Annotated in this window: 21 protein-coding genes and 2 tRNA genes; 10 read left to right on the top strand and 13 right to left on the bottom strand. The window is 70.7% G+C overall.

What is annotated here, in order from left to right; all coding sequences use genetic code 11:
* Window positions 1-20 precede the first annotated feature (20 nt).
* Together AAW13_RS18905 and AAW13_RS18900 are read right to left on the bottom strand one after the other, a co-directional pair.
* A complete protein-coding gene (locus tag AAW13_RS18905) occupies window positions 21-704 on the bottom strand; it encodes a class E sortase (protein ID WP_046727639.1) in 684 nt (227 codons plus the stop codon).
* Between the two features lie 27 nt (window positions 705-731).
* Window positions 732-1,532, bottom strand: a complete 801-nt coding sequence (locus AAW13_RS18900; protein ID WP_071659601.1) for a DUF881 domain-containing protein — start codon at window positions 1,530-1,532, stop codon at window positions 732-734.
* 152 nt (window positions 1,533-1,684) lie between these two features.
* Here AAW13_RS18900 and crgA point away from each other — a divergent pair, with 152 nt between their 5' ends.
* Window positions 1,685-1,939: a cell division protein CrgA gene (gene crgA, locus AAW13_RS18895; RefSeq protein WP_046727637.1), complete on the top strand. Its 255-nt coding sequence runs from the start codon at window positions 1,685-1,687 to the stop codon at window positions 1,937-1,939.
* A gap of 287 nt (window positions 1,940-2,226) precedes the next feature.
* Here the strand turns inward: crgA and AAW13_RS18890 are convergent, their stop codons facing one another.
* Together AAW13_RS18890 and AAW13_RS18885 are read right to left on the bottom strand one after the other, a co-directional pair.
* Window positions 2,227-3,126: a rhomboid family intramembrane serine protease gene (locus AAW13_RS18890; protein WP_046727636.1), complete on the bottom strand. Its 900-nt coding sequence runs from the start codon at window positions 3,124-3,126 to the stop codon at window positions 2,227-2,229.
* Between the two features lie 95 nt (window positions 3,127-3,221).
* Entirely contained in the window at window positions 3,222-3,755 is a 534-nt protein-coding gene (locus tag AAW13_RS18885; RefSeq protein ID WP_046727635.1) for a peptidylprolyl isomerase, read from the bottom strand.
* A 327-nt stretch (window positions 3,756-4,082) separates the two neighbouring features.
* On the opposite strand from AAW13_RS18885, the gene AAW13_RS18880 reads away from it, so the two are divergent.
* A complete protein-coding gene (locus tag AAW13_RS18880; RefSeq protein ID WP_046727634.1) occupies window positions 4,083-4,775 on the top strand; it encodes a DUF5324 family protein in 693 nt (230 codons plus the stop codon).
* A gap of 100 nt (window positions 4,776-4,875) precedes the next feature.
* Here the strand turns inward: AAW13_RS18880 and AAW13_RS18875 are convergent.
* Window positions 4,876-4,948, bottom strand: a tRNA-Ala gene (locus AAW13_RS18875).
* Between the two features lie 184 nt (window positions 4,949-5,132).
* On the opposite strand from AAW13_RS18875, the gene AAW13_RS18870 reads away from it, so the two are divergent.
* Window positions 5,133-5,681: a helix-turn-helix domain-containing protein gene (locus AAW13_RS18870; RefSeq protein WP_046727633.1), complete on the top strand. Its 549-nt coding sequence runs from the start codon at window positions 5,133-5,135 to the stop codon at window positions 5,679-5,681.
* A gap of 163 nt (window positions 5,682-5,844) precedes the next feature.
* A complete protein-coding gene (locus tag AAW13_RS18865) occupies window positions 5,845-7,371 on the top strand; it encodes a serine/threonine-protein kinase (RefSeq protein WP_046727632.1) in 1,527 nt (508 codons plus the stop codon).
* Here the strand turns inward: AAW13_RS18865 and AAW13_RS18860 are convergent.
* Together AAW13_RS18860 and AAW13_RS46795 are read right to left on the bottom strand one after the other, a co-directional pair.
* Window positions 7,335-8,705, bottom strand: a complete 1,371-nt coding sequence (locus AAW13_RS18860; RefSeq protein WP_240528650.1) for a hypothetical protein — start codon at window positions 8,703-8,705, stop codon at window positions 7,335-7,337. The genes AAW13_RS18865 and AAW13_RS18860 overlap by 37 nt on opposite strands.
* 192 nt (window positions 8,706-8,897) lie before the next feature.
* Window positions 8,898-9,026 (bottom strand): DLW-39 family protein, encoded by a 129-nt coding sequence (locus tag AAW13_RS46795; protein ID WP_003999697.1) that lies wholly within the window; start codon window positions 9,024-9,026, stop codon window positions 8,898-8,900.
* 339 nt (window positions 9,027-9,365) lie between these two features.
* On the opposite strand from AAW13_RS46795, the gene AAW13_RS18855 reads away from it, so the two are divergent.
* The 3 genes from AAW13_RS18855 (at window position 9,366) to AAW13_RS18845 (ending at window position 11,466) form a co-directional block, all read left to right on the top strand.
* The gene (locus AAW13_RS18855) at window positions 9,366-9,713 is read left to right on the top strand and encodes a DUF6344 domain-containing protein (RefSeq protein ID WP_046727631.1); all 348 of its coding nucleotides are present in this window, start codon (window positions 9,366-9,368) and stop codon (window positions 9,711-9,713) included.
* Window positions 9,714-9,901: 188 nt separating this feature from the next.
* Complete coding sequence (locus AAW13_RS18850; RefSeq protein WP_046727630.1) at window positions 9,902-10,690, top strand: GntR family transcriptional regulator; 789 nt, start codon at window positions 9,902-9,904, stop codon at window positions 10,688-10,690.
* Window positions 10,687-11,466, top strand: a complete 780-nt coding sequence (locus tag AAW13_RS18845) for a glycosyltransferase family 2 protein (protein WP_046727629.1) — start codon at window positions 10,687-10,689, stop codon at window positions 11,464-11,466. Before AAW13_RS18850 ends, AAW13_RS18845 begins: the two co-directional genes overlap by 4 nt.
* A gap of 107 nt (window positions 11,467-11,573) precedes the next feature.
* Here AAW13_RS18845 and AAW13_RS18840 read toward each other — a convergent pair whose 3' ends face one another.
* From AAW13_RS18840 to AAW13_RS18830, 3 genes are read right to left on the bottom strand one after another with little or no spacing between them, the layout of a single operon-like run.
* Window positions 11,574-12,503, bottom strand: coding sequence for an FkbM family methyltransferase (locus AAW13_RS18840; RefSeq protein WP_046727628.1), 930 nt, complete (start codon window positions 12,501-12,503; stop codon window positions 11,574-11,576).
* A 3-nt stretch (window positions 12,504-12,506) separates the two neighbouring features.
* Window positions 12,507-12,782, bottom strand: coding sequence for a ferredoxin (locus AAW13_RS18835; RefSeq protein WP_046727627.1), 276 nt, complete (start codon window positions 12,780-12,782; stop codon window positions 12,507-12,509).
* Between the two features lie 43 nt (window positions 12,783-12,825).
* The gene (locus tag AAW13_RS18830) at window positions 12,826-14,037 is read right to left on the bottom strand and encodes an amidohydrolase family protein (protein ID WP_046727626.1); all 1,212 of its coding nucleotides are present in this window, start codon (window positions 14,035-14,037) and stop codon (window positions 12,826-12,828) included.
* A gap of 184 nt (window positions 14,038-14,221) precedes the next feature.
* Here AAW13_RS18830 and AAW13_RS18825 point away from each other — a divergent pair, with 184 nt between their 5' ends.
* The 3 genes from AAW13_RS18825 (at window position 14,222) to AAW13_RS18815 (ending at window position 19,700) form a co-directional block, all read left to right on the top strand.
* The gene (locus AAW13_RS18825; protein ID WP_046727625.1) at window positions 14,222-14,671 is read left to right on the top strand and encodes a DoxX family membrane protein; all 450 of its coding nucleotides are present in this window, start codon (window positions 14,222-14,224) and stop codon (window positions 14,669-14,671) included.
* Between the two features lie 219 nt (window positions 14,672-14,890).
* Window positions 14,891-15,349, top strand: a complete 459-nt coding sequence (locus tag AAW13_RS18820; protein ID WP_046727624.1) for a hypothetical protein — start codon at window positions 14,891-14,893, stop codon at window positions 15,347-15,349.
* A gap of 316 nt (window positions 15,350-15,665) precedes the next feature.
* Window positions 15,666-19,700: an NACHT and WD repeat domain-containing protein gene (locus AAW13_RS18815; RefSeq protein WP_046727623.1), complete on the top strand. Its 4,035-nt coding sequence runs from the start codon at window positions 15,666-15,668 to the stop codon at window positions 19,698-19,700.
* Window positions 19,701-19,920: 220 nt separating this feature from the next.
* Here AAW13_RS18815 and AAW13_RS18810 read toward each other — a convergent pair.
* The 3 genes from AAW13_RS18810 to gyrA all read right to left on the bottom strand — a co-directional run bounded on the left by AAW13_RS18810 (window position 19,921) and on the right by gyrA (window position 23,516).
* A tRNA-Ile gene (locus AAW13_RS18810) sits at window positions 19,921-19,997 on the bottom strand.
* Between the two features lie 110 nt (window positions 19,998-20,107).
* A complete protein-coding gene (locus AAW13_RS18805) occupies window positions 20,108-20,902 on the bottom strand; it encodes a DUF3566 domain-containing protein (protein WP_046727622.1) in 795 nt (264 codons plus the stop codon).
* A gap of 19 nt (window positions 20,903-20,921) precedes the next feature.
* Window positions 20,922-23,516 carry a DNA gyrase subunit A gene (gene gyrA, locus AAW13_RS18800; protein WP_046727621.1) on the bottom strand — a complete coding sequence of 865 codons (2,595 nt, stop codon included), beginning with the start codon at window positions 23,514-23,516 and terminating at the stop codon, window positions 20,922-20,924.
* Between the last annotated feature and the right edge of the window lie 13 nt (window positions 23,517-23,529).

Below are 23,529 nucleotides of genomic sequence, written 5' to 3'. Positions count from 1 at the left end.
TCCCGCCGTACTGCACCAGACTAACGGCGCAGCGCCGCCGGTCTGCCTGCCTCCACAGGCTGTGTGGAGTCCAGATGCGCCCAGACGATCAGCCGATGACTGTGCCCCCACTCCGGATCGCACGTGGTCAGCGTGAGATAGCGCCCCGGACGCGTATACCCCGACTTACGTGGCACAGGGTCGATCACTTCAACGTCCGTCGGAACTGTTTTGTAAGGGCCTTTGTCGATCCGATACGTGAACCAGGTCGTCCCGTCGGTCAGGACGATCGCGTCACCCTTACGGAGCTCCGGGAAGTCGAGGAACGGGTCACCGTACGTACGCCGGTGGCCGGCGACCGCGAAGTTGCCCTGCCCGCCGAGCCGGGCCGTCCTGGCGTAGTGGGCGAGGCCCTTCTTCAGCACGTCGGTGCCGGTGCCCTCGAGGACCGGCTTGTTCCACGTGAAACCGAACCGCGGGATGTACATGATCGCGAAAGGCCTGCCGTAGTGGTACGCGGCGGGCCGGACCGCGACGGCGGAGGCCCGCGCCGTGGGGCGCACCGTGGCGCTGTCCGACCACTGCCTCTGTAACTGGTCGATCTGGTCGTGCATGACGCTGTCGGCCTTCACCCCGGTCCAGAACAGCACGTACGCGACGAAGAGCACGATGAGCGCGCCGACGGTGATGCAGAGCTCGCTGACGGTCCTGACGATCACGCGCACCGGCGGCTCCAGAAAGTGACGAGCTGCTTACTTCACGGGCTTCGCGTAGTGCAGGTCCACTGTGCCCGAGTAGCCCGGAAGAGTCACCGTCCCGTCCTCGGTGACTTTCCAGCCGAGGCCGTACACGTTGACGTACACCATGTAGTTCTGGATCGCCTCGGAGTCGGCGAGCGCCTGCTGCATCTTCGCCGGGTCCCCGACCGCCTGGATCTTGTACGGCGGCGAGTAGACCCGCCCCTGGAGGATCAGGGTGTTGCCGACACAGCGCACCGCGCTGGTGGAGATCAGCCGCTGGTCCATGACCTTGATCCCCCGGGCGCCGCTCTGCCAGAGCGCGTTCACCACGGCTTGCAGGTCCTGCTGGTGGATGACCAGGTAGTCGGGCTGCGGCTCGGGATAGCCGGGGAGCTTGGCGGTGGCGTTCGGCGGGGCGTCGTTGAGCGTGACCGTGATCGCCCTGCCGGTGAGTTTCCGGGTTCCCGCGTCCTTCTCCAGGCCGGTGAGCTTGTCGTCCTGGGCCTTGGTGGAGCCGTCGTCGCGCTCGGCGAGTTTCTCGTTGCCGTCGCGGGTGCTCGCGTTGGACTCGTCGAGCTCCTTGTTCTTGCGGCTGCGCTCCTGGATCAGGTCGGACAGCTTCAGCAGGTTGTCGTCCGAGCGGATGTCGGTGCCCTTGGCCGTGTTGAAGCTGGTGAAGAAGAGGAGACCGGCGAGGGCGAAGACGCCCACGGTGAGAATCCGCACCGGTCGGAAGCCCCGCCTGGGAGCCGGCCCGGAAGGAGGCCCGGAAGGCGTTGATCCGGTCGCGTTGGAGTCGGCAGAATTGCTCAACGTACCCTTATCTCCTTCGGCGCCGTAGAAGCACTACGCTAACGGACGCCCGGGGGAGCGCTCAGTGAGCCCTTACTGTCCCCTTGTACGCTGCCCCGAGCCCGACCCAGTTACCTGCGCGGCCACGCAGCGCATCGACAGGAGAGACCCTCGTGCCGAAGTCACGTATCCGCAAGAAGGCCGACTACACGCCGCCCCCGGCGAAGCAGGCGACCGCCATCAAGCTGAACAGCCGTGCCTGGGTCGCGCCGGTGATGCTGGCCATGTTCCTCATCGGACTGGCCTGGATCGTCGTCTTCTACGTGACCGACGGTTCGCTCCCCATCGACAGCCTCGACAACTGGAACATCGTCGTGGGCTTCGGCTTCATCGCGGCCGGCTTCGGCGTCTCCACCCAGTGGAAGTAGCCCGGCCGACAGCTCTCCCCAGGGCTGTTCGCTGAGTTATCCACAGCCCTGATCTGCTGTCCACACCCCCCTGGGGAAAAGACGACGATCTGTGGATAACCCATCAGCCATTGACGCCGGTACGACTACCACAACGTTCGCCGCCCACCCCTGTGCCCCCTGCCTGACCTGCGGAGACGCAGGTGAGTTACAGGGGGCACAGGTGTACGCGCACGTTGTGCACAAGATCGGCCACCGACTGTGGACAACGGTTCGGTATAGGTGCGGTGAGCCGCCGTGAACCAGGCTCAGGTGAGCTGTGCGGTCCTGATGACCGTGATCACCACTGTGACCAGCAGGACCAGTGCGCAGGTGCCGTACTGGACGAGGTTCCGCCGCTCGCGCGGGGCGTGCACCATCGCGTACCCGGTGATCACACCGGCGACCAGACCGCCGATGTGGGCCTGCCAGGCGATGCCGCCGCTGAACGTGAAGATGAGGTTGATCACCAGCAGGGCGATGATCGGCCGCATGTCGTAGTTGAGCCGGCGGATCAGCACCGCGGTCGCGCCGAAGAGGCCGAAGATCGCGCCGGACGCTCCGAGCGAGGGCTGGTTCTGGGCGGCGAGCAGGTAGCTGAGGGCGCTGCCGGCCAGGCCGGAGACGAAGTAGAGCGTGAGGTAGCGGGCACGGCCGAGGGCCGCTTCCAGGGGGCCGCCGATCCACCACAGGCTGAGCATGTTGAACACGATGTGCATGTAGTTCGAGCTGTCATGCAGGAACATCGCGGTCAGCATCCGGTAGTACTGGCCCTGCGCGACGCCCTCGACATCGCCGAACTGCGGGAACCAGGCCTGCCCGATCAGATCGAAGCGGTTGGTGAAGCTGTCCCCTACGGAGAGCTGGACCAGGAAGATCGCGATGTTGACGCCGATCAGGATCTTGGTGAGCAGCCTGGGGTCGGCGGTGACGGTACCGCCGGCGAGGGTGCGCGGCCGGGAGGCGGCGGCCGGCGGGCCGCTCTGGCCGGCGGTGGTGCCGCGGACGCACTCGGGGCACTGGAAGCCGACGGAGGCGCTGACCATGCACTCGGGGCAGATGGGGCGCTCGCAGCGGGTGCAGTGCACGCCGGTCTCCCGGTCCGGGTGCCGGTAGCACTTGGGCAGGCTGTGCGCGTCGTGCGTGCTGCCTGCCGCCTGGTCCTCCATGGGGTCCCCTCGTTCGTCGTGGGCGACATTGTGCCCCGCACATCCTTACGGACGGGCGGGGCGTTTGGTTCCCTTCGGAGCTCCGTACCGGCCGCTCAGCCCTCGCGCTTCTCGATGACGACGGTCTCCAGGACCACGTCCTTCACCGGCCGTTTGTTGGGCCCGGTGACCGGGACGGCGGCGATGGCGTCCACGACCTTCTGGCCGGCCGCGTCGGTGACCTCGCCGAAGATGGTGTGCTTGCGGTTGAGGTGGGGAGCGGGGTTGACCGTGATGAAGAACTGGGAGCCGTTGGTCCGGGGTCCGGCGTTGGCCATGGCGAGCAGGTAGGGGCGGTCGAAGCGCAGCTCTACGTGGAACTCGTCCTCGAACTTGTAGCCGGGGCCGCCGAGGCCGTTGCCGAGCGGGTCGCCGCCCTGGATCATGAAGCCGCTCATCACCCGGTGGAAGAGGGTGCCGTCGTACAGCCGGTTCGTGGAGACCTCGCCGGTTCCCGGGTGGGTCCACTCACGCTCACCCTGCGCCAGCTCGACGAAGTTGCTGACCGTCTTCGGCGCGTGGTTCGGGAAGAGCCGGACCTCGATGTCGCCGAGGCTGGTCCTCAGGGTGGCGTACAGCTGCTCGGCCACGATCCGCCTTCCGTCGTGCTCGCGTGTGCGCGGGGTTCGGCCCCACGTTGGATGTGACGCGACGATCCTCGCACGGTACGGCGGCCGCGGAGCCCGTCGGCCGCCTCCTGGCGGACATCCTCACCAATCGCTTGCGGAAACCCGGCGGAGTCCCCGTCGCACGGGAGCGTGGGGAGCCGATCCGTGGCATTGTCGTCGGCAAGCCCCTCTTAGCTCTGGTTGCACCCGTATGCCCGTCCTCGCGCGCCGCTCGGCCCGTCGGCAGGCATGATCCGTAAAAGGGTGGAAAGTCGAATTACCGTACGCCACCGAGGAGGAGGAAAACCCGTGACCCGCAAAGAGAGCGTGCGCGCCGCGACCAGCTCGGCGAAGGACAGCGTGCGGCACGCCGCGGAAGTGGTGGCGCCCTACGCCGACACGGCCAAGGAGCGTGCCGCGTACTACGCGCAGGAGGCACGCGTACGGCTCGCGCCCGTGGTGTCGCAGGCCGCTGAGCAGGCCCGCGTCCAGTACGACGCCCGTCTCGTGCCCCGTCTGGAACAGGCCCGTGCCCATGTGCCACCGATGGTGGACCAGGCCGCGCACGACGCCGCCGACCTGACGCGTAAGGCCGCCCGGCAGGCCGCCGACTACTCACGTCCGAAGATCGAGCAGGCTGTGGCGGCGGCCGGGCCGGTCCGCGAGGAGGCCACCACGCGGGGCGCCGCCGCGCTGGCCGCGCTGCGCGGCAACGTATCGGCCGAGCAGATCGAGAAGCTGTCGCGCCGCAACGCACGGCGCTCGGTGTACGGCCGGGTGTTCAGGGCGCTCGTGGTGGCCGGCGCGGCGGCCGGTGCGGCCTTCGCCGCGTGGAAGTGGTGGGACAAGCAGGCCAACCCGGACTGGCTGGTCGAGCCGCCCGCCGCGACGGAGGTCCCGGAGGCGGGCCGCCTCGACTCGGTGGACGGGACCTCTCCCCTCGACCCCGAGGTCCAGGCCAAGGAGGCGGAGGAGGGCGCGTCCCCGGACGATCAGCGCTGACTCGTCCCGCCACGGTGTTTCACGTGAAACGGCCTGTGGACACACCTGAACACGAAGAACCCCTCTGACCCGCTTTTACGCAGGTCAGAGGGGTTTTTTGTGGAGCCTAGGGGAGTCGAACCCCTGACATCCGCCATGCAAAGACGGCGCTCTACCAACTGAGCTAAGGCCCCGTACGGGAAGCGACCGGCCGAGCGGGAGGTCCGCCGGTCGGTGCCGCACACCAGAGTACCGGGTCACCCCCCGTACCTCGCAAAAAGATTGGGGGTCCCCGCAGATGACCACTCTCCGTAAGATGCTCGACGAGGTTCGCTGTAGCGAACCGTGGTTTTTTTGGGGAAGCGATGGGGAGACGCAATGGACGCCGCACAGCAGGAAGCCACCGCCAGAGCGCGGGAGCTACAGCGGAACTGGTACGGAGAGCCGTTGGGGGCGCTCTTCCGTAAGCTCATCGACGACCTGGGGCTCAACCAGGCTCGTCTGGCGGCGGTCCTCGGACTGTCCGCGCCCATGCTGTCGCAGCTGATGAGCGGCCAGCGGGCGAAGATCGGCAACCCGGCCGTGGTCCAGCGGGTGCAGCTGCTCCAGGACCTGGCGGCCCAGGTGGCCGACGGCAGCGTGAGCGCGGCCGAGGCGACCGAGCGCATGGACGAGATCAAGAAGTCCCAGGGGGGCTCGGTGCTCAGCAACACCACGCAGACGACGAGCGGTTCGGGAGCGCCGACGGTCAAGCGGGTGGTCCGCGAGATCCAGTCGCTGCTGCGTTCGGTGGCCGCCGCGGGGGACATCATCGACGCCGCCGACACGCTCGCGCCGACCCACCCGGAGCTCGCGGAGTTCCTCCGGGTGTACGGCGCCGGCCGCACCTCGGACGCGGTCACGCACTACCAGTCGCACCAGAGCTGAGCCTCGGCCCGGTACACCGGAGGGGGTCCGGTGCACCGGGCGGGACGCGGTCCTGGCGTGGGGGTCACACGAGAGGGGTCGTATCGCTCATCCGGGGGAAGCAAGGGGGGTAGCGGGCACGGGGGTTGCCGGGGGGACTCGAGGGGGAGGGCTGCGGGCAGTCATGGGTGAGGTCTTCGCGGGCCGGTACGAACTGGCCGACCCGATCGGTCATGGCGGAGTGGGCGCCGTCTGGCGTGCCTGGGACCACCGGCGCAAGCGCTACGTGGCGGCCAAGGTGCTCCAGCAGAGCGACGCCCACGCGCTGCTGCGTTTCGTGCGGGAGCAGGCGCTGCGCATCGACCATCCCCATGTGCTGGCACCGGCCAGCTGGGCCGCCGACGACGACAAGGTCCTGTTCACGATGGACCTGGTCGCCGGCGGCTCGCTGGTCCACCTCGTGGGGGACTACGGTCCGCTGCCCCCGTCGTTCGTCTGCGTCCTGCTCGACCAGTTGCTCTCCGGTCTCGCGGCGGTGCACGCGGAGGACGTGGTCCACCGGGACGTCAAGCCCGCCAACATCCTGCTGGAGGCCACCGGCACCGGCCGTCCCCGGCTGAGACTGTCCGACTTCGGCATCGCGATGCGGCTCGGCGAGGCCCGGCTGACCGAGACCAACCTCGTGGTCGGTACGCCGGGTTACATCGCCCCCGAGCAACTCCTGGGCGCAGAGCCCGATTTCACGGCCGACCTGTTCGCCGTGGGCCTGGTCGCCCTGTATCTCCTCGAAGGCGCCAAGCCCGACGCCAAGGCGCTCGTCCAGTACTTCGCCGAACACGGCACCCCGGGTGCCCCCAAGGGCATCCCCGATCCGCTCTGGCAGGTCGTCGCCAGTCTCCTCCAGCCGGACCCCCGCGCGCGCTTCCACACGGCCACCGGAGCCCGCAGGGCGCTCGCCGAGGCCAGGGAGCTTCTCCCGGAGACGGACGCGGACGACGAGTCGATCGAGATCTTCGACCAACTGGGGCCCCTGCCCGAGGGATTCGGACCGTCGGGCCCGACCAGGCCCGCTTCCGGGGTGGATGCGCGGCGGGGGGCGGCGAGTACGGGCCCGAGCCCCAGCCCGGGTTCAGACACGAGGACGGGAACGACGTACACGACAGGTCCGGGAACGCCGTCGTATCGCGCCCCCGCCTCCGCGGAGTCCCGGCCCGGGACGGGCGACCCGGACGCTCCGCCTGCCGCCGGTACCGGTCAGGTTCCCGTCTCCATGTCCGACACCGGCAGCTTCCGCCTCCCCCCACCGCAGGCGCCGACGCCCCCCACGCCGTCCGCCGGTCAACAGCCCCAGCCACAGCCCCTGCCGCAGGCACAGCCGCAGGCACAGCCCTTGGATGAGCAGCAGCCGCTGGTCCAACCGCAGTCCCTGCCCCTGCCTCTGCCCCCGTCGCACCCTCGACCGGAGCAGCCGGCCGTCACGCCCTGGCCTCCGGCGCAGCCGCTCCCCCCGGCCCGCACACCGGACGCCGACGGGACCACCGCCACCTACACCGCCCGTGACCGCCCGAGTCCGCCGCCGGCCACCCGGACACACGGCCGGCGTCGGCGGCGGGTGCGGCGGGCCGGTCCGCCGGCGAGGGCCGCGGTCCCGATCCTGCTTCTCGCGCTGGCCTGTTACGCCGTGGGTTTCTGGGCGTTGGCCCGGGTCTGAGCGCGCCTGGCGGTCAGGGTCCACACGCCCAGGACGAGCAGCAGCGCCGTCCCCGTGCCGATCCCGGCGACCGCGAGCGCCCGCATCGCCGGGTCGTCGCCGCCGGCCGCGCCGACGAGGTCTCCCCGGTCCGCCGCCGGCGCGTCGAAGACGTCCTTCGGTACCGGTGAACCGGCGTACGCCGGGCCGGAGTCCGGGGTGCCGTCGACCCGGATCCGGAGGGTCACACCGTACGGTCCCTGCCCGAAGGTGTCCGCTGTCTGCCCGGTGAGATGGACGACGAGGTAGTAGGCGCCGGCGAAGCGGACGGCGTTCTCCTCGCCGGAGACGGCGTACCGGTTGGCGTAGGTCACCGGTGGCAGCGGGTCGAGGGAGGACGACTTCTGGGTGCCGTCGTAGCCGAGGGAGAGGTCGTCGACGTAGCCGCGGACGGGGTTGTAGAGGGAGAGGTTGAGCGCGGCACTGACGTAGCCGTGGGCGTCGCCGCTGGTGCTGCCCAGGTCCACGGTGGCGTGGAGCTGCTGTCCCCAGTCGACCGGGACGGCGTAGTAGAGGGTCTGGCCGGGGGTGATGTCGGTCCCCCAGACGCCCTCGCCGAGGGTGCGGGCCGTGCTGAAGCCGGCGCCCCCGGTGCGGCGGCGGGGGTCGCCGGTGAGGGGTCGGGGTGACGCGGAGTTCCAGGACTGCGGCGCGGTGGTGGCGGCCGCTCTGGCCAGGGCGGGTTCGGTGACGGGCGCGATCTCCAGGTCCCAGCTGCCCGGGGTCGTGGTCTTCGAGCCGGTCACGAGCCGTTCGACGACCACGTAGTAGGTGCCCGCGTCCTGGCACAGCGCCCGGCCCGCGTCCCGTCGTCCCACCGCGGTGACCGGCCGGGGGCTCAGTCCGGCGCCGAAGCGGGCGCCCTGGTAGTCACAGGAGGTCCCGTTGGCGTTCTCGACGGAGACCGCGATGCCGTCGCTCGCGGAGACGGTGGCGTCGGCGGGCGGCACGGCGGTGACGGGGACGTAGGCCGTGTCGGCGGCGGGCAGCTCCAGGCGGTAGTAGCGTGCGCCCTTGTCCGGGAGGCTGCTGCGGTAGACGGTGCCGGGCTCCAGCGGTACCGCGTCCGCGGTGCCGGTCGCCCCGCGGACGGTGCGGGCGTGCGCGGCGAAGGCGTATCCGCTGCCCCCGTCCGCCATGGCCGAGGGGGCCGGCAGCAGCGCCGTCAGCAGCACGGCGGGTGCGAGGACGGCCGGCGTCCCCCGCGGGAGCAGGCGGGCCAGGCACGCCGTCCACCGGAGGGCGCCGGCCGTACGGTCACCCCGCCGTCCCGCCGTACGCAACCGCAGTATCACGCGCGCCCCCAGCCGTCGCTCGCCCGCCGTCGAAGTTCCGGACGGGGCCCATACTGCCCCGCGCGCCCCCGCGCCACCCGGGGATCCGTACGACCGTCCGAAACACCCGCCGTGCGGGTGTCGCCCTGGGGAACGCAAAACCCCGACCGCTACGGCGGCCGGGGTCTCAGTGTCGTCTGCTGTCGGTAGTACTCACGAACCCGTGGGCACGGAGTCAGTCGCCTCCGTCCACAGATCCTGCTCGGCGCGATCCGCCTGGATCTGGCGGTACACGAGGAGCCCGCCGATGGCGGCCAGTGCGACCAGGAGAAGCTTCTTCACCGCGCGACCTCGTCTCTTCCTTGACGTAGGGGACCTCTGGCGCCCGACTATACACACCGGCCGAGACCGATCGGTGACCTGGCGCCGGGCCCCAACTCCGGCCCGTCGCAAGGCGTTGCACGGGACGGCGCCGTTCCGATCGGAGGGTGATCACACCCCCACGGACGGTTACTTTGCTCCGCTCTCGCCGGGTTTCAGAGGTTTTCCGACCTTCGTGCGCCCATACGGGTGGTGTTCATCTGAACATCGACGCGCCACGGGTCGAGGTCCCCCACTTCGCGATCCCCATACACATCATGAGGAAAGTACGCAAATCGCCCAACCCGAAAGTGAGGGGCCATGGCCGGGAACGCCAAGGTCATGAAGCTGTGGACCGCCATCGTCACCGCATTCCTCGCGCTGTTCACGGCGCTCGGATTCGTCGCCGCCACCACCGCCACCGCCGTACCGGGGACCGAGGCCCCGCGCAACAGCAGCGGTGACGACCACGACAAGGGCACCGACCGGGTGATGATCCCGGCACAGACCCACTGGCTCTGGTCCCATGCCAGGTCACTGCCCCCCACGATGAAGCAGCGCATCCGGGCCGAGGCCCACGGAAAGTCCCCCAGCTGCCGGCACCGGCCCCTCGACGGCACCGAGTCGGAGACCACGGACGACCACCCCGCCGCCCCGCTCGACTGCTGAGCCGCACGGACAGTCCAGACGCAACGGCGCAAGGGCGACTTGCGTACGTACCAGCGCCTACTGCGACTCAGACCCGCGGCCGGGAACCGGCCGCGGGCCTTCGCACACCACCCCCGCACACCGCCCGCATCCCCCGTGCGGAACCACTCGACCCGTCGACTCCTGCTGAGGAGTCGTAGGCTGGCTCCGTGCCCAAGGCCTACGAGGAGATCGCCGACGATCTCCGCCGGTCCATCAGGGACGGCGAACGCAAGCCCGGCGGCCGGCTGCCCTCCGAGGCGGAGCTGGCCCGGCACTACGGCCGGAGCGTGCCGACGGTCCAGAACGCGCTGCGCCTGCTGGGCGCCGAGGGTCTGATCGACAGACGGCACGGCAGCGGCACCTTCGTGCGCCGCCCCCGCACCCGCGCGATCCGTGACAACGGCCGGTACCAGTGGGAGAAGGACCGCGCCCGGATGCCGGAGGCGACCCGGGCCCAGACCGGCGCCACCGAGCACGACACCGGCCTGGTCCTCGACGACCTGGTCTTCTTCGCCCGGTACCGCGAGCTCACCGCGCCCACGGACCTCGCCGACGCGTTCGGGGTGCCCGAGGGCACCGTTCTCCTGGAGCGCACCTACCGCACCCGGCACACGGCCGAGACCGCCCCCTTCAGCCTGGTGACCTCCTACCTCGTCCGTGACCTGGTCGCGGCGAACCCGGCTCTCCTGGACGAGACCAGGGAACCCTGGCCTGGCGGCACCCAGCACCAGCTGCACACCGTCGGCATCGAGGTCGACCGCGTCGAGGAGCGCTGCACCGCCCGCCCGCCGACGCCCGAGGAGGCCCGCGAGCTGGACCTGCCGGCCGGCACCTCGGTGATCGTGCTGCGCAAGACGTCGTACGACACCCGGGACCGTGTCGTGGACGTCACCGCGGTCACGCTCCCCGGCGACCGCACCGAACTGCTGTTCACGACCCGTCTGGAAAGGTGGTGAGCGCGGCCGTGAGCGGGCCTGTCCGGGTCGTCACCGTCGTCACCGCGGTCCATGCCCCCGCGGCCCGTTTCCTGCCGGACGCCTACCGGTCCCTGTGCGGGCAGCGGCTGCCGGCCGGCTGGCAGTGGCGGTGGCTGATCCAGGAGGACGGATACGGGGACGAGGTCCGTCCGTACGTCCCCGACGACGCCCGGGTGTCGTTCCGGCAGGGCCGTCCGGGCGGCCCCGGAGTCGCCCGCACCATCGCCCTGGCGCGCGCCGAAGGGCCGTACGTCAAGATCCTCGACGCCGACGACCAGCTGCCGGAGGGGGCGCTGGCCCGTGATCTGGCGGCGCTGGAGGCCGACCCCGGTATCGGCTGGTCCACCGCACGCGCCCTCGACCTGCTGCCCGACGGTACGACGGCGGGTTTCCCCGGCGACCCCGACGAGGGCCCGATCGAGCGCGGCGTGGTGCTGGACTTCTGGACGGCGAACGACTTCCGGGCCCAGGTCCACCCGGCGACCCTCTGCGTCCGCCGGGAGCTGCTGCTCGCCCTCGGCGGCTGGATGGCGTTGCCGGCCTCCGAGGACACCGGGCTGCTGCTCGCGCTGAACGCGGTGAGCCGGGGCTGGTTCTCGGCCCGGGTGGGGCTGCTGTACCGCAAATGGGAGGGCCAGGTCACCGGCCAGTCCGCACACACCGACCCGGCGGAGCGGGAGGCCCGCATGGCGGTGGTGGCGGCCCGGGCCCGAGCGCTGGCGGACTACAAGTGGCAGTACCCGCCGGCTTACTAGCGGCCAGGACGGCGTCGGCTACCAGCGGCCAGGGCGAGGTGTCCGACGTACCAGCGGCTGGGGCGAGGCGTCGTACCAGCGGCTGGGGCGAGGCGTCGTACCAGCGGCTAGGGCAGGGTCGTCGCGTCCACCCTGGAGAACACCAGGTCGCTCTCCTGTGTCACCGGTCCCTCCCAGCGCACCGGCACCACCGGCTCGCCGTGCAGGGCGCGGGGGTAGCTGTCGGCCGCGTAGCTGTTGGCGAGCCGGTAGACGTGGTAGCCCGCGTCGGTCATGGTGCGCAGCAGGTCGTCGGCCGAGTCGCCGAGCTGGGCCATCCGCTCAGGGGTGACCTCGACGGTGATCTCGGCGTCCGGCCGCAGCTTCTCCAGCAGCGGGGCGAGCCCGCGTACCACCGCGCCCTCGGCGCCCTCCACGTCGATCTTGACGACCCGGGCCGTCTCGATCTCCTCCGGCAGCAGCAGTTCGGGCAGGGGAACGGCCTCGATGTCGAAGGTGGACTCGGCGGGTCCGTCCCACGGCACGATGCTGTTGGCACCCATGTTCCGGGAGCTGACGAGCACGAAGGTGAGGGTGCGGTGGCTGTCGGAGACGGCGGCGTTGACCGCGCGGATGTTCCGGCAGCCGTTGAGCGCGCTCTGCTGCCGCAGCCGTCGGTGGAAGGCGGGGGAGGCCTCCACGGCGACCACCCGGCCCCGCGGGCCGACCAGCCGGGAGGCGAGGACGCTGAAGACGCCGATGTTGGCGCCGACGTCGACGAAGCAGTCCCCGGGCGCCAGCCGGCCGCGCAGCCAGCGGGTCATGTGCGGCTCCCACACCCCGAACAGGTACAGGTAGCGCTGGATGAGGTCCTGGGTGTCGACGGCGAACCGGTCGCCGGAGAGCGTCTCCACGACCCGCCGGCGGGGGTGGTCGCGCAGGTACGCGTTGAGCACGCGGGCGGCGCGGGCCTTGCCCCACGGACCGGGGAGGTCGCGGACGTAGCGGCGGCCGAACGTGGCCAGGAGGTCGGTGAGTTCCGTGCCGGTGCTGCTCATCCGTTAGTCAGTGACCCTCTTGCCGTCGATCCGGATCGCCTGGGACGGGCAGCGCTCGGCGATGTCCCGGAGCAGTTCGTCGTCCACGGACTCCCCGTCCCGCCCGGACCCGGCATCCTGCCCGGGCTCCCCGTCCCGTCCGGTCCCCGCGTCCGTTCCGTTCTCCGCGCGTCCGGGCAGGACGAAACCGTACCCGTCCGCGAAACCGAACACAGCGGGTGCCCGGAAGGCGCACTCACCCGACCCGTAACAGACGTCGGCATCGACGGAGACCCTCATGCCGACTCCCCTGCCCACCGGACGGCCCGCTGAACCGGCCGGGTCAGGCGAAGGGCAGTTCCAGCATCCGGATGGCGTTGCCGCGCAGCAGCTTGTAGGCAACCTCGGGGTCCAGGCCGCCCACGTGTTCCTCGGCCACCCGCCTGGTCTCCGGCCAGGTCGAGTCGACGTGCGGGTAGTCCGTCTCGAAGGTCGCGTTGTCCACCCCGACGGTCTCGATCGCCTCGATGCCGTGTTTGTCACGGAAGAAGCAGCAGAAGATCTGCCGGTAGTAGTACGTCGACGGCGGCTCCGGGATCAGGTCCTTGACCCCGCCCCAGGCCCGGTGCTCCTCCCAGACGTCGTCGGCGCGCTCCAGGGCGTACGGGATCCAGCCCATCTGGCCCTCGCTGTAGGCCAGCTTGAGCCGGGGGAACTTCACCAGGACCCCGGAGAAGAGGAAGTCCATCATCGAGGCCATGGCGTTGTTGAAGCTCAGCGAGGCCTGCACGGCGGGCGGGGCGTCCGGGGAGGCCGCCGGCATCTGGGAGCTCGACCCGATGTGCATGTTGACGACCGTGCCGGTCTCCTCGCAGACCGCGAAGAACGGGTCCCAGTAGCCGGAGTGGATGGACGGCAGGCCGAGATAGGTGGGGATCTCGCTGAAGGTGACCGCGCGGACGCCCCGCGCCGCGTTGCGCCGGATCTCGGCGACGGCCAGGTCGATGTCCCACAGCGGGATCAGGCACAGCGGGATCAGCCGGCCGCCGCTGTCCCCGCACCACTCCTCCACCATCCAGTCGTTGTAGGCGCGGACGCAGGCCAGGGCGACCTCCTTGTCCTCGGCCTCGGCGAAGGTCTGTCCGCAGAACCGGGGGAAGGTCGGGAAGCAGAGGGAGGCCTCGACATGGTTGATGTCCATGTCCTTGAGGCGCTCCTTGGGATCCCAGCAGCCGGGGCGCATCTGCTCCCGGGTGATGCCGTCGAGCGTCATCTCGTCCCGGGAGAAGCCGACGGCCGCGATGATCCGCTTGTACGGGAAGAGCAGGCCCTCGTACTCCCACCAGTCGGTGATCTGGCCCTCGGGGTCGGTGGTGAACCGGTACTTGCCGCCGACGTAGGCGAGTTCGCCGATGCCGGCGGTGAAGGGCCTGGGCCCCTTGTCCCGGTACTTGCCCGGCAGCCACCTCTCAAAGAGGTGCGCGGGCTCGATCACGTGGTCGTCCACGCTGATCACCCTGGGCAGATCCCGGGTGCCGGTCGCGTCGTCTGCCATGCCTACCCCCTGCTGCCTGCGGAGTCCCAGAAAAATCTGACGGCCCATCAGATAAGGCGTCGGCATTCAGGCTAGGCCCGCAAGCCGGTACCAGCAAGGGCCGCCGGACCCCTTGCGACCCGCGCCGCCTTCCGCTGAACTGACGGATCGTCAGGTACATGCAGGGATCCGGGGAGGGTGCGGAATGCGATCAGCCTTGCTGAGCGGTGCCGAATGGTTCGCGGTGCTCCGCATCGGGCTCGGCCTGTGGTGGCTGGAGAGCTGGCGGCACAAGGACAAGAAGCAGTGGTTCGGCGGCGGGGGCATCAGGTGGGCCGCCGGTGTCGCGGAGAAACACCGCTGGCCGGTGGTCCGGCGGGGCTTCGACACCGTCGTGGCGCCCCGGCCCCGGCTGATGGCCCACGTGGTGGCGTACGCGGAGCTCGCTCTGGGCCTCGGCCTGATCGCCGGATTCCTCACGCCGATCGCGCTGGTGGCCGGGTTCCTGCTCAACCTGATCTACCTGGTCCTCATGATCCACGACTGGGCGGAACAGGGACAGAACCTGATGATGGCCCTGATCTCGCTGACCGGCCTGTTCGCGATCAGCTGGCAGACCTGGTCCCTGGACGACGCACTGGGCCTGTTCGGCTGACCGGCGCATCAGCCCGAAGGGCGCGCTGGGGGTCCCCCGGCCGAAGGCCGGACGAGGAACTGCGCGACCAGCCGCAACGCACCCCCAGCGACCCACCGCCCCACTGTCCCGCCATCCCACCGCCCCGCCGCCCCACCGTCCCGCCGTCCCGCCGTCCCGCCGTCCCGCCGTCCCGCCGTCCCGCCGTCCCGCTACGACCCTGTCAGCGAGGAGACACCCATGACCACCTCCGCGGCAGACACCCTCAGAAAACTGCACGCGGCCCGCGCCCGCAGCGCATACGAACGCGCGGCAGCCACCTGCCACCACGCGGGAGTCACCCCCGACGCGGCCCAGACCGTCCCGACGACCCCCGTCGGCCGGGCCGCGAACGCACTGCGGCTCTCGGCCCAGTCCCTCACCACCCTGGACGGCGCCGAGGCGGACCCGGCGGCAGCCGCCCGCTGCGCCCGCAACGCCGCCGCCGCCGCGGCACTGGCCGCACAGGTCGCCGGAACCCTGGACGACAGCCCCGCCGCGACCACGGCCCTGCGCGCCGCCCTCACCGCGTCCCAGGCGGCCGCGAAGGCGGCCGGCGGTATGGCGGCGGGACAGGACTCCGCGCTGAACGCGGCGGCCGACGAGGCGGAGGAACACGCGACGGAGACGGCACGCGCGGCAGGCTGGACACGACACTGAGGTCACCGGCGGTCCGGCGGAGCCGCGTCCCGCCGGGCGGCGGCACGCGGTTTCCCGTGCCGTTCGGCGCCGGTCCCTCCCCACGTGGGGACCGGCGCCGAACGGCGCGGGTGGCGTCGGGCGAAGGTGACCGAGAACGTGCGGTGCCGTGAACTGTCTCAGCCACTGCTGAGCTGGTCGGCCCGTCGGGCGACACCCGATTACCGCGTTGCTGAGGCGAAATCCTGCCAGCCCAGGCCCGGATCTGAGGAGGCCACGACATCCGGCTCAGGGCTTCACCGCAGGTCAGCCGTATAAAGTGAGTTTTCCGGTCCGGATGTCCAGCAGCGGGGGAAGTAAGGGGTGGAGCGCCTTGGGTCCCGACGCTGGGGCACGCACAGCCTTCGCGGAACGTCTCGCGCTGCTGTACAAGGAGGCCGGCAATCCTCCGCTCAAACGCGTCGCGGAGGCGGTCGACCGGCTGCATCGCATGGACGAGCGGGGGCGGGCCGTACGGGTCTCCGCCCAGCGGATCAGCGACTGGCGGCGGGCGAAGAACGTCCCCGCGCAGTTCGCCGCGCTCTCCGCCGTACTCCACGTCCTCATCCCGCAGGCCCGCCGCTCCCAGCCGACGCCGGTCTCTCCCGGCCTGTACGAGCTGCCCCACTGGCAGAAGCTGTGGGAGCGGGCCCTGGCCGACCCGGTCGCCGAACCACCCGTGCCGGAAGCGGCCGAGGAGGCGGAGGCACCGCCGGTCGACAGCGTCTGCCCGTACCGCGGTCTGGCCTCCTACCGTCGTGAGGACGCCCGCTGGTTCTTCGGCCGGGAACGCAGCACCGACGCCCTGGTCGCCCAGCTCCGCTCGGTACGGACGGCCGGCGGCCTGGTCATGCTGGTCGGCGCCTCGGGCGCGGGGAAGTCCTCACTGCTGAACGCCGGCCTGGTCACCGCGTTGCAGCAGGGCGCCCTGGACGGTGACGCGAGCGGCCCCCGCGAGATCCTTCAGCTCGTCCCGGGCGCGGACCCGGTGAAGGAGCTGACCCGCCGGATACCCCAGCTGGCCGAGCTGGCGGACCCGGACGACCCGGACGCCGTCCGGGAAGCGGTCAGGAACTGGGCTCGGAAGCCGATAGGCGATGTTTCACGTGAAACATCCCCCTCGCCCGCCGCCCCGCCCCGTCCGGTCCTGATCGTGGACCAGTTCGAGGAGACCTTCACCCTCTGCGCCGACGAGGCGGACCGGCGCACCTTCGTCCAGCTCCTGCACTCGGCCAGCACCCCCGCCCCCTCCGGCCGGCCGGCCCCCGCCCTGGTCGTCCTCGGTATCCGTGCCGACTTCTACGAGCAGTGCCTCGGCTACCCGGAGCTCGCCGACGCGCTCCAGCACCGGCACATGGTGCTCGGCCCGCTGACCACCGCCGAACTGCGCGAGGCCGTGACCGGTCCGGCCAGGGCGGTGGGTCTGGAACTGGAGTCGGGCCTGCCCGAACTGATCGTCCGTGAGGTGAGTGCCGACGGCCCGCGCGGCGCCCACGACGCCGGTGTCCTGCCGCTCCTCTCCCACGCCCTGCTCGCCACCTGGCAGCGCCGCAAGGGCGGCCGGCTGACCCTGGCCGGCTACCGGTCGGCCGGGGGCATCCAGGGTGCCGTCGCCGCGACCGCCGAACGCGCCTGGTCCGGGCTCGACCCGGCCGCCCGGACCGCCGCCCGGCTGCTCCTGCTCCGTCTGGTGCGGCTCGGCGAGGACACCCAGGCCACCCGCAGACGCGGCACCCGCCGCCAGCTGGCCGCCGAGTCCACCGACCCGAACAAGACCGAGGAGTCCCTCGAAGCCCTGGTCCGGGCCCGGCTGGTGACACTGGACGCGGACACCGTGGAGATCACCCACGAGGCCCTGCTGCACGCCTGGCCCCGGCTACGGGAGTGGCTGGACGAGGACCGCAACGGCAACCTGCTGCGCCAGCGGCTGGAGGAGGACGGCCGGGCCTGGGACGACTCACACCACGACTCCGCGCTGCTCTACCGGGGTTCACGGCTCGAGCAGGCCCACACCTGGGCGAAGTCGGCCGGTGACACCTCCCTGACCCGCAGCGCGGTGGAGTTCCTGGCCGCCTCGGTCCGGCTGCGCCGGCGCACGGTCTGGCTCAGCCGGGCCGCGGTGTCGGCGCTGGTCGTGCTCGCGGTCCTGGCCGCGGGTTCCGCGGTGATCGCCCGGCAGCAGCGGGACGACGCGGTGTTCGAGCAGGTCATCGCGGAGGCCGACCGGTTCCAGTACTCGGACCCGTCGCTCTCCGCCCAGCTGGACCTGGTCGCGCACGGCCTGCGCCGGGACGACGAGGGCGCCGGCAACCGCCTGATATCGATCGTGAACGCGCCCCTGGCCACACCTCTCCTCGGTCACACCGGCGCCGTCTACCTGACCTCCTTCAGCCCCGACGGCAAGCTGCTGGCGACCGCCGCCTACGACCGCACGGTACGGCTGTGGGACGTCAGCGACCCGACCCGGCCCGAACCCCTGGGCAAGCCACTGCGCGGCCACACCAGCTGGGTCTCCAGCGCGGTCTTCAGCCCGGACGGCCGCACCCTGGCCAGTGCCGGAGACGACGGCACCGTACGCCTGTGGGACATCTCCGACCCGACGCACCCCACTGCCCTGGCCGCCCCCCTGACCGGCCACGACGGCACCATCTACCTGGCCGCGTTCAGCCCGGACGGCCGCACCCTGGCCACCGCCGACGAGGACCGCACCGTACGCCTGTGGGACGTGCACGACCCACGCCGGCCGGCCTCGCTGGGCACCCTCACCGGCCACACCGAGGCCGTACGCTCCATCGCGTTCAGCCCGGACGGCCACACGCTCGCGGCCGGCAGCGACGACAACTCGATCCTGCTCTACGACGTGTCCGACCCACGGCACCCCGGACGCGTCGGCGCTCCGCTGCTCGGACACTCCATGACCGTGCACTCCGTGGCCTTCAGCCCGGACGGCCGGACCCTGGCCAGCGGCAGCAAGGACGACACCGTACGGCTGTGGGACGTCTCCGACCGGACCCACGCCAAGGCCCTCGGCGGTCCGCTCACCGGCCACACCGGGCCCGTCTGGTCGGTGGCCTTCAGTCCCGACGGCTCCATGCTCGCTGCGGGCAGCGCGGACTCCACGGCCAGCCTGTGGAACGTCGACAACCCGGCGTTCCCCTCCCAGGTGGGCGAGCCGCTCGCGGGCAGCAGCGGCGAGATGTACGCCGTCGGCTGGAGCCCGGACGGCCACACCCTCGTCACCGGCAGCGGTGACGGCAAGGTGCGGCTCTGGTCGGTCCCGGGAGCGGACATGATCGGCGAGTCGGGGACGTTCAGCCCGGACGGGCGGGTCCTGGCCACCGGGGGCGGCGACAGCCGGATGAGGCTGTGGAACATCACGGACCCGGCCCGGCCCACGGCGCTCGGGGAGCCGTTCCGGACCGGGTGGCGGGACCTGCGCTCGATGGTGTTCACCCGCGACGGCCGCACCCTGGTCATCCTGACCGGCGAGAACAACGTCAACTGGGTGCAGCTGTGGAACGTCTCCGACCCCGCGCACCCCGCGCAGTACGGCAGACCGGTCCGGCTGGACACCCGCTACGCAGGCGCCGAGGCACTGGCTCTGAGCCCCGACGGGCACACCGTGGCCGCCGACTACGACGACCGCACGGTGCAGCTCCTGGACATCTCCGACCCGGCCCGGCCCAGGCGCCTCGGCGAACCCCTCAAGGGCCACACCGGGTACGTCAACGCGCTCGTCTTCAGCCCGGACGGCCGGACCCTGGCCAGCGGCAGCGCGGACGGCACCGTCCGCCTGTGGGACGTCTCCGACCCGGCCTCGGCCAAGTCCCTGGGCAGCCCCCTCACGGGACACCTGGGCCCGGTCAACACCCTGGGCTACAGCCCCGACGGGCACACCCTGGCCAGCGGCAGCGACGACGACACGGTCCGGCTCTGGGACGTCTCCGACCCGGAGCACGCGAGGCGGCTCGGCGCGGTCCTCACCGGTCACACCGAGGCCGTGGTCTCCCTGACCTTCAGCCGGGACGGCAGGACCCTGGCCAGCGGCGGCAACGACAACACGGTCCGTCTGTGGAACGTCTCCGACCCCGCCGCCGCCCACCCCATCGGGCAGTCGATGAGCCCCAACGCCAAGACCGGCAACTTCCTCTCCTTCGGCCCGCAGAGCGACATGCTGGGCGTCTCCAGCGGCGCCGACACGGTCCGCCTGTGGAGCCTGGACGTCGACGAGGCGGTCACCCGCATCTGTTCGGCCACCCGCAACGTGCTCACCCCGGCCAGATGGCGCGAGTACCTCCCCCGCCTCACCTACGACCCGCCCTGCGACGACTGATCCGACCCCATATCAGACCGTCTTTGAGTGATCCCGATCACAACTGCTCATGACGGCTGAGAAGTTGACTCCCACCGCACAGGCCACCTTGTTACGCTGGCCACAGCCCGATCGCTGGTGCATCCCCCGTCGCCAGCGGTCGGGTTTTTTGTGCCCTGTCCTCCCTTCCAGGACCACACGCAGAAGACCCCCGGTCCTGATGGACCGGGGGTCTCCTCGCTGGTGGGGCTAACAGGATTTGAACCTGTGGCCTCATCCTTATCAGGGATGCGCTCTAACCAACTGAGCTATAGCCCCGCCGCGCTTTGCGGTGTGTGTCCCGCGCGCTGACTCCTGAAGATTAGCGCACGACCGGGGCAGTCCCAAAATCGGTTGTCGGGGGACCGACAGGAGAGGTTTGAACCCGGTTACTCGTCCTCGGCCAAGGTCAGCTCGACGCCGCCGACGAAACCCGCGGAGAGGTTGTAGATGAACGCGCCGAGGGTCGCCAGCGCCGTCGCGAGGACGACGTCGATGACCGCGATGATCGCCGTGAACATCAGGACGTGCGGCAGGGACAGGAACGACTGGAGGTCGAAGCCGTTCGACTCGTTGGATCCGGTCGCCTCCGAGATCGTGCCGCCGACCGTGGAGAACACGCCCATCGCGTCCAGCACCATCCACAGCACCGCGGCCGCCACGATCGAGCAGATGCCCAGCGCGATGGAGAGCAGGAAGCTGACCTTCATCACCGACCACGGGTCGGCCTTGGCGACCCGCAGCCGGGCCTTGCGGGTGCGCGGCGCGGTGCGCGCGCCGGCACCGGTGCGGGGCCGTCGTACCGCCCCCGTGGGCGTCTGCGCGGCCTCCGTCGCCGGGTAGGCCTGCGGCGGGTGGTAGGGCCCGGCGGGCTGCTCCTGGCGGCGCTCCCCGGGCAGCGGGGAAGGGGCCTGCTGCGGCTGCGCGGTCGCCGGCTGGGCGCCCGGCGCCCCGGGTGCACCCGGGCCTCGGCTGTCGGTCACGGTTCCCCCCTGGGTTCCCTGAGCGTCCGGACCGGCCCCCTTCGCGGGCGCCTTGATCGCCTTCAGCTGGGTGGTGTGCGTGTCCGCCGGCTGCGGCTGCGGCGCGCCGCCCCCGCCGGACGCGGCGGAGCCACGGCCGCCGCCGTCCGCATCCGTACCCGTAGAGGTACCGGCCGATCCGGCGCCCGTGGCTCCGCTCACGATGACTCACTCCTCGTGCCTACTCGGCCGAGGGCGCCTCACCCTCGTCCGTGCCGCTGGTCGCGACACCCTCGGCGGACTCGTCCACGGCGTCCACGCCGTCGACTTCCTCCGCCTCGCTGCCGGCCTCGGCGTTACGTGCGATACCGACGACGGCATCGCGCTTGCCCAGGTTGATCAGTTGGACGCCCATGGTGTCACGGCCCGTCTCCCTGACCCCGCTGACTCGCGTACGAATCACACCGCCGGACAGGGTGATGGCGAGGATCTCGTCGTTCTCCTCGACGATCAGCGCGCCGACCAGCGAACCGCGGTCCTCCACGATCTTGGCGGCCTTGATGCCGAGGCCGCCGCGGCCCTGGACGCGGTACTCGTCGACGCGGGTCCGCTTCGCGTACCCCCCGTCGGTGGCAGTGAACACGAACGTACCGGGTCGAACAACATTCATCGACAGAAGTTCATCGTCCGCGCGGAAACTCATGCCCTTGACACCGGAGGTGGCCCGGCCCATGGGACGCAGCGTGTCGTCGGAGGCGGTGAACCGGATCGACTGCGCCTTCTTGCTGATCAGAAGCAGATCATCGTCTGCCGAGACCAGTTCGGCACCGATCAGTTCGTCATCGGAACCGTCCTCGCGCTCCCGCAGGTTGATCGCGATCACACCGCCTGAGCGGGGCGAATCGTAATCCTTCAGAGGCGTCTTCTTGACCAGACCGGCCTTGGTGGCGAGCACCAGGTAGTCCGCCGCGTCGTAGTCGCGGATCGCGAGGATCTCGGCGATCGCCTCGTCCGGCTGGAAGGCCAGCAGGTTCGCCACGTGCTGACCGCGCGCGTCCCGGCCGGCGTCCGGCAGCTCGTAGGCCTTCGCCCGGTACACCCGGCCCTTGTTGGTGAAGAACAGCAGCCAGTGGTGCGTGGTCGAGACGAAGAAGTGGTCGACGATGTCGTCTTCCTTCAGCTTCGTGCCGCGCACGCCCTTGCCGCCGCGCTTCTGCGCCCGGTAGTCGACGGTCTTGGTGCGCTTGACGTACCCGCCGCGCGAGACCGTGACGACGATGTCCTCCTCGGCGATCAGGTCCTCGATGGACATGTCACCGTCGTAGGGCACCAGCATGGTCTTGCGGTCGTCGCCGAACTTCTCCACGATCGCGGCGAGCTCGGCGCTGACGATGCCGCGCTGGCGCACCGGCGAGGCAAGGATCGCGTTGTACTCGGTGATCTTCGCCTGGAGTTCGTCGTGCTCCTGGATGATCTTCTGGCGCTCCAGGGCGGCCAGCCGGCGCAGCTGCATCTCGAGGATGGCGTTCGCCTGGATCTCGTCGATCTCCAGGAGCTCCATCAGGCCCGTGCGCGCGATCTCGACCGTGTCGCTGGCCCGGATCAGCGCGATGACCTCGTCGATCGCGTCCAGCGCCTTGAGCAGACCGCGCAGGATGTGCGCCCGCTCCTCGGCCTTGCGCAGCCGGAAACGCGTCCGGCGGACGATGACCTCGATCTGGTGCGTCACCCAGTGCCGGATGAACGCGTCCAGCGAGAGGGTGCGCGGCACGCCGTCGACCAGGGCCAGCATGTTGGCGCCGAAGTTGGTCTGGAGGTCGGTGTGCTTGTACAGGTTGTTCAGGACGACCTTGGCGACCGCGTCCCGCTTCAGCACGATGACCAGACGCTGGCCCGTCCGCGACGAGGTCTCGTCACGGACGTCCGCGATACCGCCGACCTTGCCGTCCTTCACCAGGTCGGCGATCTTCTGCGCGAGGTTGTCGGGGTTCACCTGGTACGGCAGCTCCGTGACCACCAGGCACTGGCGGTTCTGGATCTCCTCGACCTCGACGACCGCCCGCATGGTGATCGAGCCACGGCCGGTGCGGTACGCCTCCTCGATGCCCTTGCGGCCGACGACCAGCGCGCCGGTCGGGAAGTCCGGACCCTTGATGCGCTCGATCAGCGCGTCGAGCAGCTCCTCGTGGGAGGCCTCCGGGTTCTCCAGGTACCACTGGGCGCCCGCCGCGACCTCGCGCAGGTTGTGCGGCGGGATGTTGGTGGCCATGCCGACCGCGATACCGGCGGAGCCGTTGATCAGCAGGTTCGGGAACCGGGACGGCAGGACGGTCGGCTCCTGGGAGCGGCCGTCGTAGTTGTCCGTGAAGTCGACGGTCTCCTCGTCGATGTCGCGGACCATCTCCATCGACAGCGGCGCCATCTTGCACTCGGTGTACCGCATGGCGGCCGCCGGGTCGTTGCCCGGGGAACCGAAGTTGCCGTTGGAGTCGACCAGCGGCATCCGCATCGACCACGGCTGCGCCAGGCGGACCAGGGCGTCGTAGATGGAGGAGTCGCCGTGCGGGTGGTAGTTGCCCATGACGTCGCCGACGACACGGGCGCACTTGTAGAAGCCGCGCTCGGGCCGGTAGCCGCCGTCGTACATCGCGTACAGCACGCGCCGGTGGACGGGCTTGAGACCGTCCCGGACGTCGGGCAGGGCGCGGGAGACGATGACGGACATCGCGTAGTCGAGGTACGAGCGCTGCATCTCCGTCTCGAGCCCGACGGGCTCGATCCGCATCACGACGTCGCCGCCCTCTTCAGGGGTGACAGGAGTGTTCTCGTCGGCCATTGCTGGTGAAGAT

Source organism: Streptomyces humi (assembly GCF_001005085.2).
In the GTDB taxonomy this organism is placed as follows: domain Bacteria; phylum Actinomycetota; class Actinomycetes; order Streptomycetales; family Streptomycetaceae; genus Streptomyces; species Streptomyces humi.
This window is presented reverse-complemented; position numbering and strand designations above follow the sequence as displayed.